At 68.7% G+C, this 14,969-nt stretch carries 16 protein-coding genes; 10 read left to right on the forward strand and 6 right to left on the reverse strand.

The features are described from left to right. Window positions 1-32: 32 nt before the first annotated feature. Window positions 33-1,505 carry a neutral zinc metallopeptidase gene (locus H5J31_RS22395; protein ID WP_181774591.1) on the forward strand — a complete coding sequence of 491 codons (1,473 nt, stop codon included), beginning with the start codon at window positions 33-35 and terminating at the stop codon, window positions 1,503-1,505. A 111-nt stretch (window positions 1,506-1,616) separates the two neighbouring features. Here H5J31_RS22395 and H5J31_RS22400 read toward each other — a convergent pair whose 3' ends face one another. Beyond that, window positions 1,617-2,594 (reverse strand): tetratricopeptide repeat protein, encoded by a 978-nt coding sequence (locus H5J31_RS22400; RefSeq protein WP_181774592.1) that lies wholly within the window; start codon window positions 2,592-2,594, stop codon window positions 1,617-1,619. 99 nt (window positions 2,595-2,693) lie between these two features. Between H5J31_RS22400 and H5J31_RS22405 the strand changes: the two genes are divergently transcribed. After that, on the forward strand, window positions 2,694-3,110 hold the full coding sequence (locus H5J31_RS22405; protein ID WP_181774593.1) for a hypothetical protein: 417 nt from the start codon (window positions 2,694-2,696) through the stop codon (window positions 3,108-3,110). On the opposite strand, the gene H5J31_RS22410 is transcribed toward H5J31_RS22405, so the two are convergent. Next, window positions 3,107-3,406 (reverse strand): thiamine-binding protein, encoded by a 300-nt coding sequence (locus H5J31_RS22410; protein WP_181774594.1) that lies wholly within the window; start codon window positions 3,404-3,406, stop codon window positions 3,107-3,109. The genes H5J31_RS22405 and H5J31_RS22410 overlap by 4 nt on opposite strands. 87 nt (window positions 3,407-3,493) lie before the next feature. Between H5J31_RS22410 and H5J31_RS22415 the strand changes: the two genes are divergently transcribed. Further along, entirely contained in the window at window positions 3,494-3,994 is a 501-nt protein-coding gene (locus H5J31_RS22415) for a MarR family winged helix-turn-helix transcriptional regulator (protein ID WP_181774595.1), read from the forward strand. 62 nt (window positions 3,995-4,056) lie between these two features. Here H5J31_RS22415 and H5J31_RS22420 read toward each other — a convergent pair whose 3' ends face one another. From H5J31_RS22420 to H5J31_RS22430, 3 genes are all read right to left on the reverse strand, one after another. Then, window positions 4,057-4,425: a DUF3817 domain-containing protein gene (locus H5J31_RS22420; RefSeq protein WP_181774596.1), complete on the reverse strand. Its 369-nt coding sequence runs from the start codon at window positions 4,423-4,425 to the stop codon at window positions 4,057-4,059. Window positions 4,426-4,628: 203 nt separating this feature from the next. Then, a complete protein-coding gene (locus H5J31_RS22425) occupies window positions 4,629-7,016 on the reverse strand; it encodes a GH92 family glycosyl hydrolase (protein ID WP_181774597.1) in 2,388 nt (795 codons plus the stop codon). Between the two features lie 93 nt (window positions 7,017-7,109). After that, window positions 7,110-7,475, reverse strand: a complete 366-nt coding sequence (locus H5J31_RS22430) for a hypothetical protein (RefSeq protein ID WP_181774598.1) — start codon at window positions 7,473-7,475, stop codon at window positions 7,110-7,112. 172 nt (window positions 7,476-7,647) lie between these two features. Between H5J31_RS22430 and H5J31_RS22435 the strand changes: the two genes are divergently transcribed. The 5 genes from H5J31_RS22435 to H5J31_RS22455 are packed head-to-tail and all read left to right on the forward strand — an operon-like array spanning window position 7,648 to window position 12,525. Further along, window positions 7,648-8,634, forward strand: coding sequence for a LacI family DNA-binding transcriptional regulator (locus H5J31_RS22435; RefSeq protein WP_181774609.1), 987 nt, complete (start codon window positions 7,648-7,650; stop codon window positions 8,632-8,634). Continuing rightward, window positions 8,631-9,686: a class I mannose-6-phosphate isomerase gene (locus H5J31_RS22440; RefSeq protein WP_181774599.1), complete on the forward strand. Its 1,056-nt coding sequence runs from the start codon at window positions 8,631-8,633 to the stop codon at window positions 9,684-9,686. The genes H5J31_RS22435 and H5J31_RS22440 overlap by 4 nt, the downstream gene beginning before the upstream one ends. After that, a complete protein-coding gene (locus tag H5J31_RS22445) occupies window positions 9,683-10,447 on the forward strand; it encodes an ATP-binding cassette domain-containing protein (RefSeq protein WP_181774600.1) in 765 nt (254 codons plus the stop codon). The genes H5J31_RS22440 and H5J31_RS22445 overlap by 4 nt, the downstream gene beginning before the upstream one ends. Further along, entirely contained in the window at window positions 10,444-11,505 is a 1,062-nt protein-coding gene (locus tag H5J31_RS22450; protein ID WP_181774601.1) for an ABC transporter permease, read from the forward strand. The genes H5J31_RS22445 and H5J31_RS22450 overlap by 4 nt, the downstream gene beginning before the upstream one ends. Before the next feature lie 30 nt (window positions 11,506-11,535). After that, window positions 11,536-12,525 carry an ABC transporter substrate-binding protein gene (locus tag H5J31_RS22455; RefSeq protein ID WP_181774602.1) on the forward strand — a complete coding sequence of 330 codons (990 nt, stop codon included), beginning with the start codon at window positions 11,536-11,538 and terminating at the stop codon, window positions 12,523-12,525. Between the two features lie 169 nt (window positions 12,526-12,694). Here the strand turns inward: H5J31_RS22455 and H5J31_RS22460 are convergent, their stop codons facing one another. Beyond that, window positions 12,695-13,165 (reverse strand): hypothetical protein, encoded by a 471-nt coding sequence (locus H5J31_RS22460; RefSeq protein WP_181774603.1) that lies wholly within the window; start codon window positions 13,163-13,165, stop codon window positions 12,695-12,697. A gap of 70 nt (window positions 13,166-13,235) precedes the next feature. Between H5J31_RS22460 and H5J31_RS22465 the strand changes: the two genes are divergently transcribed. Further along, complete coding sequence (locus H5J31_RS22465; RefSeq protein ID WP_181774604.1) at window positions 13,236-14,282, forward strand: sensor histidine kinase; 1,047 nt, start codon at window positions 13,236-13,238, stop codon at window positions 14,280-14,282. Beyond that, window positions 14,279-14,969, forward strand: a 691-nt coding sequence (locus H5J31_RS22470; RefSeq protein ID WP_181774605.1) for a LytR/AlgR family response regulator transcription factor, incomplete at its 3' end; no start/stop codon positions are given. The genes H5J31_RS22465 and H5J31_RS22470, both read left to right, overlap by 4 nt.

The raw sequence follows: 14,969 nt of genomic DNA on the forward strand, positions 1-14,969 counted from the left end.
GCGGCCCAGGTCGGGGCCCTGACGACAAGCGAGTGAACATGATCCAAGGGGGAGTGCGGGGCATACGTCGCCCGGCTCTGATCGCGATCGTGGCGGTGCTGGCCCTCGGGCTGAGCGCGTGCAACGACAAGGGCGGCTCGTCGGCGGGCAAGCAGGGCAGCCAGCCGGGCGCCGGGGACATCGCGGGGCTGCCGGTCACCCACTTCGAAAGCGGGCTGAAGCCGGACGCGCCCAAGCCGGACCTGCAGGTCCGCAACGAGGACGGCTCCGAAGACGACCAGCTCGCCATCGCCGCGATCGCCGACTCGCAGACCTACTGGGCCGAGGTCATGCCGCGCGACTTCGGCCAGCAGTACGAGCCGCTGAAGGGTCTGTTGTCCTACAGCGCGAAGACGGACGACGAAGAGACCGAATGCGGCAGTGTCAAGAAGCTCGTCAACGCGTTCTACTGCCCGCCGGGCGATCTGGTGGCGTGGGACCGAGGCGTGCTGCTGCCGATGTTGCGGGAGCGGTTCGGGAAGATGGCGGGAGCCGTCGTACTCGCGCACGAGCTCGGGCACGCCGTGCAGTACCGGCTGGGCGAGAAGGCCAGCATCAAGAAGAACACCCCGTCGATCGTCAAGGAGCAGCAGGCCGACTGCTTCGCCGGTGGCTACTTCCGCTGGGTCGCCGAGGACAAGAGCAAGTTCTACCGCGTCTCGACGTCCGAAGGCCTCAACCAGGTCATGGCGTCGCTGTTCCTGATCCGCGACCAGGCGGGCACGAGCGCGACCAAACAGGGCGCGCACGGCACGGCGTTCGACCGCACGTACGCGTTCCAGGTCGGCTTCGAGAAGGGCCCCAAGGAATGCGCGGCGATGAACGAGGAGAACATCAAGGCGCGCATCACCGAGCGCCCGTTCGACAAGGGTGACAAGGGCAAGGGCGACGCGAAGCTCGACGCCGAGATCATCGGGATCCTGAAGAAGAGCCTCGACGAGGCCTTCAAGGGCGCCGGCGTCCCCGGCCCGGAGATCACCGAAGACGGCAACGGCAGCTGCTCCGGTGGCCCCAGCACCCCGCCCGCGTCGTACTGCCCGTCGAACAACACCGTCAGCATCGACATGGCCAAGCTGCGCGAACTCGCCCAGCCGGTCGACCAGCAGGCGGAATGGGAAAGCGGGCACAGCGAGGGCAAGGGCGACTTCGCCGCGTTCTCGGAAATCGCGTCCCGCTACGCGATGGGCATCCAGAAGGGTGTCGGCGCGTCGATCGACAACCCGAACGCCGGCCTGCGCACCGCCTGCCTGGTGGGCGCGTGGGCGAAGGCCAGCTCTGTGCCCGGCGCGACGCTGCGGCTCTCGGCCGGTGACCTCGACGAGGCCATTTCCGACCTGCTGAGCCCGGAGAGCCTCGTCTCGGCCGACGTCAACGGCAAGCGCGTCGACAACGGCTTCGAGCGGATCGAAGCACTGCGGAAGGGCTACCTGGAGAGCTCCTCGGTCTGCTCGACGCAGTACGGCTGATCGGTCCGGTCACGACTCCCTGAAGTGCCATGAACGGCCCGTTACTTGCAAATTTTGCAAGTAACGGGCCGTTCATAGCGTCCGGGGGTGGCGAACAGAGCCCGCCGAACCTCAGTACAGAGCGCTCGCGAGGTCCCGCCGCGCCTTCATGACCCGCTCGTCCACCGGGTCGAACAGTTCGAACAGCGCCACGAGGTGCTCCCGCGCCTTGTTGCGGTCGTCGCCCGCGGTGCGGCGCACGACACCGATCAGCCGCGCGAAGCCCGCTTCGGGCTCCTGACCGGCGACCTCGAGGTCGGCGGCGGCGAGCTGGGCGTCCAGGTCGGACGGGTCGGCGTCGGCCTTCGCGATCGCGTCCGGTCCGGCGGCCTCGGCACGCGCGGTGAACTTGACCTGCGCGAGGGCGGTCTTGGCCTCCTCGTTCGCCGGCTCGACGTCGAGGATGCGCTCGTAGGCCTCCTGCGCCGCGGCGAAATCACCGCGTTCGAAGGCCTCCTCGGCCTCGGTGAAGCGCGGGTCCTCGGGCTGTTCGACGCCGCCGCCGTTCTGCTCGGCGGCCTGGATGCCGGGCAGCCGGTCGCGCAGCGCGTCCAGCAGCGACCCGAGCCATTTGCGGATCTCGGGTTCGGGCAGGGCACCCGAGAACGCGTCGACCGGCTGGCCGCCGCCGATGGCGATGACCGTCGGGATCGACTGCGCGCCGAAGAGCTGCGCGATACGCGGGTTGGCGTCGACGTCCACCTTGGCGAGCACCCAGGCGCCGCCGGACTCGGCGGCGAGGCGCTCCAGCACCGGGCTGAGCTGCTTGCAGGGCCCGCACCATTCGGCCCACAGGTCGACGACGACCAGCTGCTGCATGGATCGTTCGACGACTTCGGCCTGGAAAGTGGCTTCGGTGACCTCGATCACGGCACCGCCCGCGGCCGGCGCGGGGCCGGGCGCGGCACCGTCGGACGGGGGCCGGGGTGGCGCCGGGGGCTGTTTCTGAGGCGCTTCGGCACGTGCCTTGAGCGCGGAAAGGTCGACCGCGCCGGAAAGCGCGGCGGACAGGGCCGCCGACTTCGCTGCTGATCCGCGTGGGTGTGTCACGGTTCCATCCTGGCACGCATCCCCGCGCGTTTCACCGCAGGTGCCCCCGGCTGCCCGCTTGGCAGGACGGGCCCGTTCCGGCAGGCTCGCTGCGAGGGGGTGATCGACATTCCGACACGCAGGACGGCAACGGTGGCCGTCGCCATCGCCGTCGCCGTCGTTTGGGTGAGCGTCATCACGGTGTTGATCGCTCATCAGCCCGACCCCGGCGTCGGCAGTCCGGGGCAGCTCAGGGAGGACCTCGCCGCCGCGCTCAACCGGCACGACTCCGAGGCCCTCTCCGAACTCATCGACTACCCGCCCGCGTCGGCGGGCGATTTCGCGAAGTCCTACATCGACACGCTGGTGGGCCGCGGCGCCCACGACGTCACGGTGAAATTCGCGCCGGACGACGTCACGCCGACCTCGGCGACCGTCAGCGGGAAACTGGGTGACGGCAGCCCGTTCGGCTACCCGGTGGCGATCGCGGTGAAGGACGAGTTGTGGCTGGTGTCGTTCACGCCGCCCCTGCCCTAAGCGCCCAGATGCTTCTCGACGCGCTCCACCTTCGCGGTCAGCTGGCCTTCGTAGCCCGGCCGGATGTCGGCCTTGAGCACCAGCCCGACCCGTGACGAGCCCTCGCCGGCGGCCTCGACGGCACGTTTGACGACGTCCATGACCTCGTCCCAGGAACCCTCGATATTGGTGAACATGGCGTTGGTCGAATTGGGCAGGCCGGACTCGCGCACCACCTTCACGGCGCGGGCGACGGCCTCGCTGACACCGCCGTCCTCTTCGGCGGCGGACGGGCTGACACTGAAGGCCACGATCATCTTCTGCTCCTCGTTCAGACGCTTTTCCCACGCATAACACCCGGTCGTGCGGCGTGGCACGGGTACCCGCTGGTAACTTCGATCGCCATGAGCCGTCCGTTGCCGTTCGACCCGATCGCCCGCGCGGCGCAGCTGTGGGAGGCCCGCATCGGGCCGTCCGAAACCATGGCCGCGGTGACCGGGATCATGCGCGTGCAGCAGATCATCCAGTCGGCTGTGGACGGCGCGTTGAAACCGCACGGGCTGACCTTCGCCCGGTACGAGGCGCTGGTCCTGCTGACCTTCGCCCGCGCGTCCCACCTGCCGATGCGCGTGATGGGCGAGCGGCTGCAGCTCCACCCGACGAGCGTCACGAACATCGTCGACAGGCTCGAAAAGGACGGTCTGGTCAAACGCGTCCCGCATCCCACCGACCGCCGGACCACCCTGGTCGAGATCACCGACCTCGGTCGTGCGCGCCGCGAAGAGGCCACCGCGGCGGTCACCGAGATCGACTTCGGGCTGACCGGGCTCACCGGGAAGCAGACCGAGCAGCTGACCGATCTCCTCACGAAGGTCCGCAAGGCCACCGGCGACTTCACCGAATAGGCCGCGAGCACTGAAAAGGCCCCCATCCAGCGGACGGGGGCCTTTTCGCGGGGAACCGGAGATCAGGCGGCGGCGGGTTCCGGCGTCTTGCCGACGAACAGGCCGACCCCGCCGTGCGACAGCCGCTGCGGGCCGTCGAGCTTGCCGTTGCGCAGCGCCCAGGACTCGAACAGCCAGGTGAACAGCGGCGGGAGGCTGGAGAGCAGCGCGAGGATCAGGGTCTTCGGGCGCCAGCCGAGCGGCTTCGCCACGGAGAGGGAGACCAGCACGTAGAGGACGAACACGACACCGTGCACCATGCCGAGGACGGGAACGCCGCCCTCGCCGAGCTTGACGGCGTACTTGAGGAACATCCCGACCAGCAGCCCGGCCCAGGAGAGGGCTTCGGCTACCGCGGCCACGCGGAATACTAGAGCGGCCTTGCTGGACACTTTCTCCTCCTGTGGGGTCTCACCACTACGTGTGTCTACATGACTACGTCCGACGAGCACTGTCCAAGGCGGACTCGCCAGGGACGTCAACAGCGCTGTCGGACGTGGTAAGACCAGTGTGAGGCGTGACGGCGCTCACCGGAACACCGGGGGCCGTGATGCTTCTCACGACCCCCGGTCAGAACCGGTCTAAACCACTCGGATCACCCGGCGCACGGGGATTTCGGCGCGCCTTCGGGCCCGGTCGCCCACGTCGCCTTCGCGGCGTCGTCAGTGAGCCGGAAGTCCACTGTGGTCCCCCGCGTCAGTTGTTCGAGGCCGACGTAAGCCCGCTGCGAGCCGGATCCCAGCCCTTGGACGTACTGGAGCTTCGACGGGTCCGCGCCGTCGGCCTTGATCGTGATGTCGCGGCCGTTCTCCAGATGCACCACCGACTTCTCGAACCTCGGCGCGTTCAGCACGAACTGCCCGGTGCCCGGCACCGCCGGGTAGAGGCCGAGCGCGCTGAAGACGTACCACGCCGACATGGTCCCGAGGTCGTCGTTCCCGGTGACACCGTTGGGCGCGTTGGTGAACAACGTATGCGCCGCGCGCACCACGGCCGACGTCTTCCACGGCTGCCCGGTCAGCGTGTACATCCAGGGCGAGTGCAGATCCGGCTCGTTGTTCGGGTTGTAGCGGAACTGGTTGTAGTAGTTGTACGGGCCGACGACCCATTCCTCGCGCACGGTCTTCGCCGGGTCCTTCAACAGATCCCCGTAGGCGAAGAAGTCGTCGAGCCGTTTGCCGACGTTCTCCTTGCCGCCCATGCGTTCGACCAGACCGGGGACGTCCTGCTGCGTCAGCCACTGGTACTGCCACGACGTGCCCTCGTGGAACCCGTCCTGGCTCTGCGGGTCGAACGGCTTGCCCTCCGGGCTGAACCACGCGCCGCCTTCGACCTTGGGCCGGTAGAACCCGGTGAAGCCGCGGTCGGTCACACTCGGATCCCACAGCGTCCCGTACGAGCGGGCCTTGTCCGCCAAGGCTTTCGCGTCCGCCTTCTTACCGAGCGCGTCGGCCATGATGGACAGTGAGCAGTCGGCGAGCGCGTACTCCAAAGTGGCCGAAGCGCCGTGGTTCGGGTCGGTGTCCTGCCCCTTCTTCGGGAAGTCGGTGTCGTACTGGACGAAACCGTCCTTCTGGTAGCTCGCGTTGCCGGAACGTCCCTGGAACGGCGACGACGCGGGCGGGATCTCCCGCGAGTTCCGCAGAAGCGCCTGGTACGCCTTCAACTCCTGTCCGGACAACGCGCCGAACCGCCACAGGTCGACCAGGAACGGCGTGACCGGGTCGCCGGTCATCGTGTTCGTCTCCTGGTTCGCGTACGCCCAGCGCGGCAGCCAGCCACCCTGGTCGTGGATGGCGAGCACGGACTTCGCGACGTCCTTCGCGCGAGCCGGACGCAGAAGTGCGAGCAACTGGTTCTGGGTGCGATACGTGTCCCACAGCGAGAAGAACTCGTAGTAGGTCCAGCCCAGCGCGCGATGGATCTTGTCGTCGAACCCGCGGTAGCGGCCGTCGGCGTCGTTGCCGGTCAGCGGCTGCAGCAGCGCGTGGTAGAGCGAGGTGTAGAAGACCGTGCGGTCGTCCTTGGCCCCACCCTTGATGTCCACTGAGGACAGTTCCTTGCGCCAGGCGCGCTGAGCGCCGTCGCGGACCGCGTCGAACGAACGCCCCTTCTCCGCGGCCAGGTTGAGCCGGGCGCCGAAAGCGTCCACATGGGAAATCGCCGTCGTCGAGGTGACCTGCCCCTCGCCGAAGGTCAGCCAGGCGCCGCGCAGACCCTCGCCACCGGCGGACTCCTTCGAGCCCGGGGTGCCGCCGGTCGGCGACCAGGTGCCGAAGGATTTGAACGGCTTGTCGAACGTCGTGGTGAACCAGGTCTTGTACGGCTTCCCGCCGCAGAACGCCTGCGACTCCACCATTCCTTCGACCGTCCGGTCCCCGACGACGCGGATCTGGCTCGCCGTCACGGGTTCCTTGTCGTTCGCCTGCCCGACGTTGACGAAAACGTTCGAGTCCGCGGATTTCGCGAAGGTGTAGCGCTCGACGCCGGTCCGCGTGGTCGCGGTGGTCTCCGCGTCGACGCCGCCGTATCCGGTGAGCTTCACCTTGTAGTAGCCGGGTTTCCCGACCTCGCCTTCGTGCGTGTACGGCGAGGCGTACTTCTTGTGGTCGAAGGTGTCGGGTCTGGTCGTGTCGAACGCCGCGCCGGGACCGACCGCGCCGGTGGTGGGCAGGGACGACACGAGGCCGCCCTGCTCCCAGCACCCCGCGCCGGACAGGAAGAAATGCCCGAAGCCGCGGATCGCGGTGTCGTCGTAGCGATATCCGGCGTAATGCGTGGAAATGGGGCTCACCTGCGTCATCCCGAAAGGCGCCGAAGCGCCGGGGAAGGTGTTGCCGTCGTCCTTGGTGCCGATGAAGGTGTTGACCGCGTCCACGGGGTCGCCACCGGGTGCCGCCGCCGCGACGGGCGTGAGGAGCCCGGCGGGAAGGACAAGCGCGGTGAGCAACCCGGCGACGCGGGTCGAAGTACGTGCAGGCATGAGAAGGCCGCCTCCTGACAACGTTGTCGCTGCCTGCCCACCTTCGACAAGAACAGACCATCCGGTCAAGAGGTCCGCCAAACCCTGTCCAGTTCAAGACAGCGGCAGCACGAACGCCGCGACGCGGACCGAGCCACTCCCCGACTGCCGCAGCCCCTCCAGCACGATCTCCGTCAGGTCGCCCTCGACGTCCAGCTCGACGACCTCGCGGGACACGTCCTCGCTCGCACCCAGCTCGGTGGCCAGCCACTCGCCGTCGACCAGCAGCCGCACCCGGCCGGTCGTCCCCGGCCCGGCGACGGTCTCGATGATCAGCCGCACCTCGCCGGGCGTGACGAACGCGCGCAGCAGCGGCTCCCACCTCCTCGATTCCGTGCCCGGCCAATCCGCGGGACGGGCGGGCGCGAACGGCTCGCTGAGCGCCAGCCCCGCGGGCACCGGCCGGTAGAACTCGCTCATACCCCCAGTATCGCGGCCGCCGGGCCGTAACGGTTCGAACTCGGAAAGCGTCTCCGCGGTAAACCGGGCATTGACATCACCGCGTCGCTCGCGTTCAATTCCCGCCACTATGACAACGTTGTCTTCCAGCGGACCGGACAACGGCCACCGCACCACCAGCCGGCGGGCCACGATGAGCGACGTGGCCCGGCTCGCGGGCGTGAGCATCAAAACCGTCTCGCGGGTAGTGAACGACGAGCCGGCCGTCCATCCGGACACGGCCGAGCGCGTCATGGCGGCGATCGAGCAGCTCGGGTTCCGGCGCAACCTCGGCGCGCGGAACCTGCGGCGCGGCTCGACGACCGGGACGATCGGCCTGATCGTCGAAGACGTCGGGAACCCCTTCTACTCGGAGCTGAACCGCGCCGTCGAACGCATCGCGACGTCGTTCGGCCGCCAGGTGCTGACCGGGTCCTCGGAGGAGAACTCCGACCGCGAACGCGAACTGGTCCTCGAGTTCTGCTCCCGCCGGGTCGACGGCATCCTCGTCGTCCCCGCCGGGATGCAGCACGGCTACCTGGTGCCCGAGATGCGCGCCGGCACGCCCGTGGTGTTCCTCGACCGGCCTGCCGGTGACATCGTGGCCGACACGGTGCTCGTCGACAACATCGGCGGCACCATCGAAGCGGTCGCCCACCTCGCGAAACACGGCCATCGGCGGATCGCGTTCCTCGCCGACAGCCCGGACATCTTCACCGCGGGCGAGCGGCTGCGCGGCTTCCGGGAAGGCTGTGTCCGCAACGGGATCCCCTACGACGAGAGCCTCGTCGTGATGCGGACGCCGACGGCCGAGGGGGTCGGCGACGCCGTCCGCCGTCTGCTCACCGGCGCCACGCCCGCGACCGCCGTGATCGCGGGCAACAACCGGGTCGCCGTCCACCTGCTGCGCGCGCTCGCGCACGCCGAAAAGCGGCCCGCGATGATCAGCTTCGACGACTTCGAACTGGCGGATCTGCTGGATCCGCCGGTCTCCGTGATCGCGCACGACGTGAGCGCGCTGGGCCGGGCGGCGGCGGAACTGCTGTTCGCCCGCGTCCAGGGAGATCAATCCGCACCGAGAAAGGTAGTTCTGCCCGTGCATCTCGTAGCCCGTGGTTCCGGGGAGGTCGCGCCTTCATGAGCGGTCACCTCGAACCGATCCGCCTGCCGGCGAACCAGCCGCCGCAGTTCTACCGCGGCGGCGACGCCATCGCCGCGCTGCGGGGCGCCACCTCCGAGTCCAAGTTCGGACCCGAGGACTGGGTCGGCTCGGCCACCACGATGTTCGGCCAGGAGACGAACGGCCTGACCAAACTCCCCGACGGGGTCTGGCTGCGCGACGCCGTCCGCGAGAACCCGTCCGCGTGGCTCGGCGCCAAGCACGTCGAAGCGCTCGGCGACTCGACCGGCCTGCTGGTGAAGCTGCTCGACGCCGGCCAGCGCCTGCCGGTGCACTTCCACCCGTCGGACTCGTTCGCGAAGCGGCACTTCGATTCGCACTTCGGCAAGACCGAGGCGTGGATCGTGGTCGGCACCTACGGCGACGACCCGCGCGTCTACCCGGGGTTCAAGGAGACCGTCGACAAGACGACGGTCAACGAATGGGCCCGCACGCAGGACGCCCCGGCGATGCTGGAGGCGCTGAACAGCGTCGCGGTCACCCCCGGCGACACGGTCTACATCCCGGCCGGGCTGCCGCACGCGATCGGCGAGGGCGTGTTCGTCGTCGAACTCCAGCAGCCGACCGACTTCTCGCTGACCCTGGAATGGCGCGACTTCCTGGCGAACCCGGAGAAGGCGCACCTCGGGATCGGGTTCGAAACCGCCATCGAAACGCTCGATACCTCGGGCTGGGACGAAGAGCGGCTCGGCTCGATCGTCAAGCGCACCGCGGGCGACAACGGGTCCACTGTGGACCTGCTCGCCGACGGCAGTGACGCGTTCTTCCGCGCCGATCAGCTCCGCCCGGCTGTTTCCGGTGGGACGACAACGTTGTCACTCGACCCTTCGTTCGCGGTGCTGGTCGTCATGGACGGTTCGGGCACGCTCCGCACCGAACACGGCGGCGAGTACGCACTGCGCAAGGGCGAGACCTACGTGGTCCCGCACGACGCCGGCCAGGCAGAGGTGGAGGGCGACGTCACGGTCATCCGCTGCAGGCCGCCGGCACCGGAGAAAAGGGAGCGGTCGTGAGCGAACTCCTGCTCGACGCACAGAACCTGGTCAAACGGTACGGCTCGGTGGAAGCGCTGCGCGGCGCGTCGTTCCAGGCGCGGGCCGGTGAGGTCACCGCGCTGATCGGCGACAACGGCGCAGGGAAGTCCACTTTGGTCAAATGCCTGTCCGGCGCGGAGCAGCCGACGTCGGGCAAGATCCTGCTCGACGGTACCGAGGCGCACCTGGACTCCCCCACCACCGCCCGGCGGATGGGGATCGAGACGGTGTACCAGGACCTCGCGGTCGCGCCGGAACTCGACCCGGCCGCGAACCTGTTCCTGGGCCGGGAAATCCACCGCAAGGGGATCCTCGGCAAACTCGGCATGCTCGACAAGGCGGAGATGCGCCGCCAAGCCGTGGAGGAGTTCCAGCGGCTCGGCGTGACCCTGCAGAGCACCGACGTCCCGATCGGCTCGCTGTCCGGTGGACAGCGGCAGAGCGTCGCCGTCGCGCGTTCGGTCGTCTGGGCCTCGAAGGTCGTGTTCATGGACGAGCCGACCGCCGCGCTCGGCGTCGTACAGCGCGAACGCGTGCTCGACGTGATCAAGAAGGTGCGGGACAAGGGCATCGCCGTCGTCCTCATCAGCCACAACATGCCCGAAGTGCTTTCGGTGGCCGACCGCATCGAGGTGCTGCGGCTCGGCAAGCGCGTCGCCCGGTTCGAGGGCGACGGCACGAAGCTCGAAGACCTGGTCGCCGCGATGACCGGGGCCTTGGTACAAGAGGAGGCGGCGTGACCGTGTCCACACCCACGAAGAACGACCCCGAGATCCAGACCTCTGTGGACGGTGGCTTCGGCAAGCGTTCGATCGGCCAGCGGCTGATCGGGGCCAACACGTTCTGGATCGCGCTGGTGCTGCTGGCGCTGATCATCGTGTTCACCGCGATCGCCCCCGCCGAGTTCGCGACCCTGTTCACCTTCCAGACGCTGCTCATCGAAACCTCGGTGCTGCTGGTGCTCTCGGTCGGCATGACGTTCGTGATCATCACTTCGGGCATCGACCTCTCGGTCGGTTCCGTGCTGATCTTCGCGGGCATGGTGGCAGGCAAGACGATGGAGGCGCTGAGCCCGGACGGCGACGCGACCAAGGCCGGCTGGGGCGTCATCACCGCCGGGCTCGTGGCGGCCGTCGTCGCGGGCACGATCTGGGGCCTCGTCAACGGTTTCCTGATCGCGGTGGCCAACATCCCGCCGCTGATCGTCACCCTCGGCACGATGGGTGCCGCACTCGGTGCCGCGTACCTGCTGAACAACGGGTCCGACGTGCGCAGCGTGCCGACCGAGCTCAACAAGACGCTCGGCTACGGCACCTCCTTCGGCGGCGTGCCGAACCTGGTGCTGGTGGCCGTGGTGATCACGCTCATCGGCGCGTGGCTTCTGCACACCACCAAATTCGGCCGCTACACCTTCGCCGTCGGCTCCAACGCCGAGGGCGCGCGCCGGGCGGGCATCGGCGTGACCGCGCACCTGCTGAAGGTGTATACGCTCACCGGTTTCCTCGCCGGTGTCGCCGGGTTCCTGTCGCTGGCGTACTACGCGTCGACCACGATTTCGGCGCACACCACCGACAACCTCAACGCCATCGCCGCCACCGTGATGGGCGGCACGAGCCTCTTCGGCGGCGTCGGTTCGGTACTGGGCACGGTGATCGGCGTGTTCATCCCGGCCGTGCTGAAGAAGGGCTTCAACATCACGCAGGTCCAGGACTTCTGGCAGATGATCGCGGTCGGCGCGGTGCTGATCGCCGCGGTCTGGTTCGACCAGCGGCGCCGTCGTCGCCGCAACTCTCGCTAAGTTCCCTACGCACAAAGAGGTGCTATCCCCATGAAGAAGACCCTGCTCGCCACCGGTGCCGCCGTGTCCGCCGTCCTCCTGCTGACCGCCTGCGGTGGCGGAACGGTCGGCGAGTCGCCCTCCGGTGACTCCGCCGCCAAGACCAACAACAAGAAGCTGTCGCTGATCCCGGGTGTGCAGGCCGAGCCGTTCTACATCTCGATGCAGTGCGGTGCCGAGGCCGAGGCCAAGAAGGCCGGCTACGAGATCACCACGCAGGCGCCGCAGAAGTTCGACGCCGCCATGCAGACCCAGCTCGTCAACGCCCTGGGCTCCAACCCGCCCGCCGCGCTGCTCATCGCGCCGACCGACGCGCAGGCGATGCTCGCGCCGATCCAGCAGGTCAAGACCCGCGGCGCGAAGGTCATCGAGGTCGACACCGCGCTGAAGGACACCAGCGTGGCGGAGTCGTCCATCTCGTCGGACAACGCCGAAGGCGGCAAGCTCGCCGCGAAGACGATGTCGGAACTGGCCGCGGGCAAGACCGGCTCGGTGCTGGTGCTCGACACCATCGCGGGCACCTCGACCACGAACACCCGCGCGAAGGGCTTCGAGGACGAGCTGAAGAACTACCCCAACCTGAAGTCGGCGGGCGTGCAGTTCACCCAGAACGAACCCGACCAGGCCGCGTCCAAGGTGACCGCCGCCCTGGCGTCCACCCCGGACCTGATCGGCATCTTCGCGACCAACCTCAACACCGGTGAGGGCGCCGCGACCGGTCTGCGGAACGCGGGCAAGATCGGCGCCGTCAACCTGATCGGCTTCGACGCGTCGCCGTCGGAGATCGAGGGCCTGAAGAAGGGCGAGTACCAGGGCCTCATCGCTCAGGACCCGGCCGCCATCGGGCAGCAGGGCGTGCAGCAGGCCATCGCGGCCCTGGAGGGCAAGCCGGTCACGCGCAACCTGACCGCTTCGCTGCACTCCATCACGAAGGCGAACATGGACGCTAACGCGCAGTACTTCTACAAGCAGAGCTGCTGATCGCGGTCCCTGAGCGCCTGGGTACCCGCTCACTCCCGCAACTCGATCAGCTCCCCTCGCGTGAGAGGAAGGGGTCGTGTTGGTGAAAAGTCCGTGAAGGCCTCCTTGAGGGACCCTAGGTCCCTCAAGGAGGCCTTCACGGACTTTGTCAGAAGCGGCCCGCAGGCACTCACTCCCGCAGCTCGACCACCCCAGCGGGAGCGAAACGACCGAGAGCCGCGTAGAGCGCAGCACCCCCACCCAGGTGACCCAGCGCGTACGCGTACTCGTCACCCTCCCGTAGGAAATCCGGCCCGGAATCGGCGGTCCACGAGAGCCGGTAATGCCACCAGTGCATCCACCGTCCCACCCGCCGCTTCTCCCGGTATACGCGCACCAGCGTGACCTCGGTCCACCGGACCTCGAACCGATCCGCCACCGAGAACCCCGAAGCGGAAATCACCAGAGAAGCGGCCGACCGGCGGAGTCCAAGAAGGACCAACCCCGCGAAACCCACGCTGAGCAGGCCGAACAGCACTCCGTACAGGGTCTGCGAGAACAGCAGCACGACACCGCCCACGCCGAAGACCACGAGACCCGCCAGCGCGAGCCGGCGCATCACGACGTCGAGGCGGAGCACGACAGCATCCCCAGGGACCATGCCCGGAGCGTAACCGCCGAAACCACGTACCGACGTTAGGATCTAGCCCTCGACGACGCGGAGGAGGCCGATGACCACCCGTCTGCCTTGGCGCACCGCCGCGAGCGCGGATCCGGTGCCGGTGCTCGCCGCGGCCCAGCGCGTCTCCGACGATCTGATGGACGGCCTCGCCGGTCCCCGCGTCCGTCACGCCACGCACGGTCTCCGCCGTCTGTTCGGGGTGCCGGGCCTGGGGCTGACCGATCTCTCCGGCTCGCTGATCTGGTCCGGCCGTCCCGCCGCCGACGACATCGTCATCGCCGCCCTGGACGAGGTCCTCCATTCCGAGACGCCGGTGTCCGAGCCCGGACTGCTGGCGTTGCCGCTGCACGTCCACGACGAACTGGCCGGGGTCCTCCTGGTCACCGAAAGCAAGACCGCCCTGGCCCGCCAGGCCGCCGACCTCGTGGTCCACGCGCTCGAACGCGGACGTCTGGAAGCGTCGGCCGAACAGGCGGCGGAGGCGGAACTGCGTGCGTTGCGCGCCGAGATCTCCCCGCACTTCGTCTACAACGCGCTCACCGTGATCTCGTCGCTGGTCCGCTCCGACCCGGATCGCGCGCGCGACCTGATGCTCGACTTCGCCGAGTACACCCGCTACAGCCTCGCGCGGCACGGCGAGTACACGATGGTCGCCGAGGAGTTCCGCGCCGTCGAGACCTACTTGGCGTTGCAGCGCGCGGTGCTCGGCGAACGGCTGCGAGTCCAGGTTCGGGTGGCGCCGGAGGTGCTGGCCGTCGCGGTGCCGTATCTCGTGCTGGAACCGTTGGTGGAGAACGCGATCCGGCACGGGATCGAGCCGAGGTCCGAGGCGGGCTTCATCCAGGTACAGGGAATGGCGGAAGGGAACGACTGCGTGATCAGCGTCGAGGACGACGGGATCGGGATGGACCCCGCGCGGGCGGCGGCGATCCTGGCCGGTCGCGGCGACGACGGCGGCGTCGGTCTGGCCAATGTGGACAGGCGACTGCGCAACGTCTACGGGCCCTGGTACGGCCTGACGATCGAGACCGAGGTCGGCGCGGGCACCCGGGTCGTGGTGCGCGTGCCCCGATTCCAGCCGGGGGTGCTGCCGTGACGAACGGGCTGCGGGTGCTGGCGGTCGACGACGTCCCGCCCGCCCTCGACGAGCTGTGCAGCCTGCTGCGCGAGGCCCCGGAGGTGACCGAGGTCGTCGCGGCAGGAGACGCGCTCAACGCACTGAAGATGTTGCAGGGCAGCCACTTCGACGCCGTCTTCCTGGACATCTCCATGCCCGGCCTCGACGGGCTCGAACTCGCCTCGCTGCTGGCCCGGCTCAACGAACCGCCGGTGATCGTGTTCGTCACCGCGCACGACGGCCACGCCGTGGCGGCCTACGGGATCGGCGCCGTCGACTACCTGCTCAAACCCGTCCGCGCCGAGCGGCTCTCCGCCGCACTGTCCAAAGTGGTCCGGATGGTGGGCAACCAGGCCGACGAGCCGAAGCCGGCGCCGGACGCGATGTCCGCGCTGCCGGTCGAGTCCGGCGGGCGCACGCGGTACGTCCGGCGCGACGACGTCCAGTTCGTGGAGGCGCACGGCGACTACGTCCGGCTGCACACGAAGTCCGGGGTCCACGTCACGCGGATGCCCATCTCCCGGCTCGAAGAGTATTGGGAGGGAACGGGTTTCACCCGCGTGCACCGGGGTTTCCTGCTCGCCGTCGACGCCGTTCTGGAACTGCGCAGCGACACCACGGGCGGCCTGCTCGCGCATACCGAGGCCGGCGACGTCCCGGTGAGCC

This window comes from Amycolatopsis pittospori, from assembly GCF_013870525.1.
Lineage (GTDB): Bacteria > Actinomycetota > Actinomycetes > Mycobacteriales > Pseudonocardiaceae > Amycolatopsis > Amycolatopsis pittospori.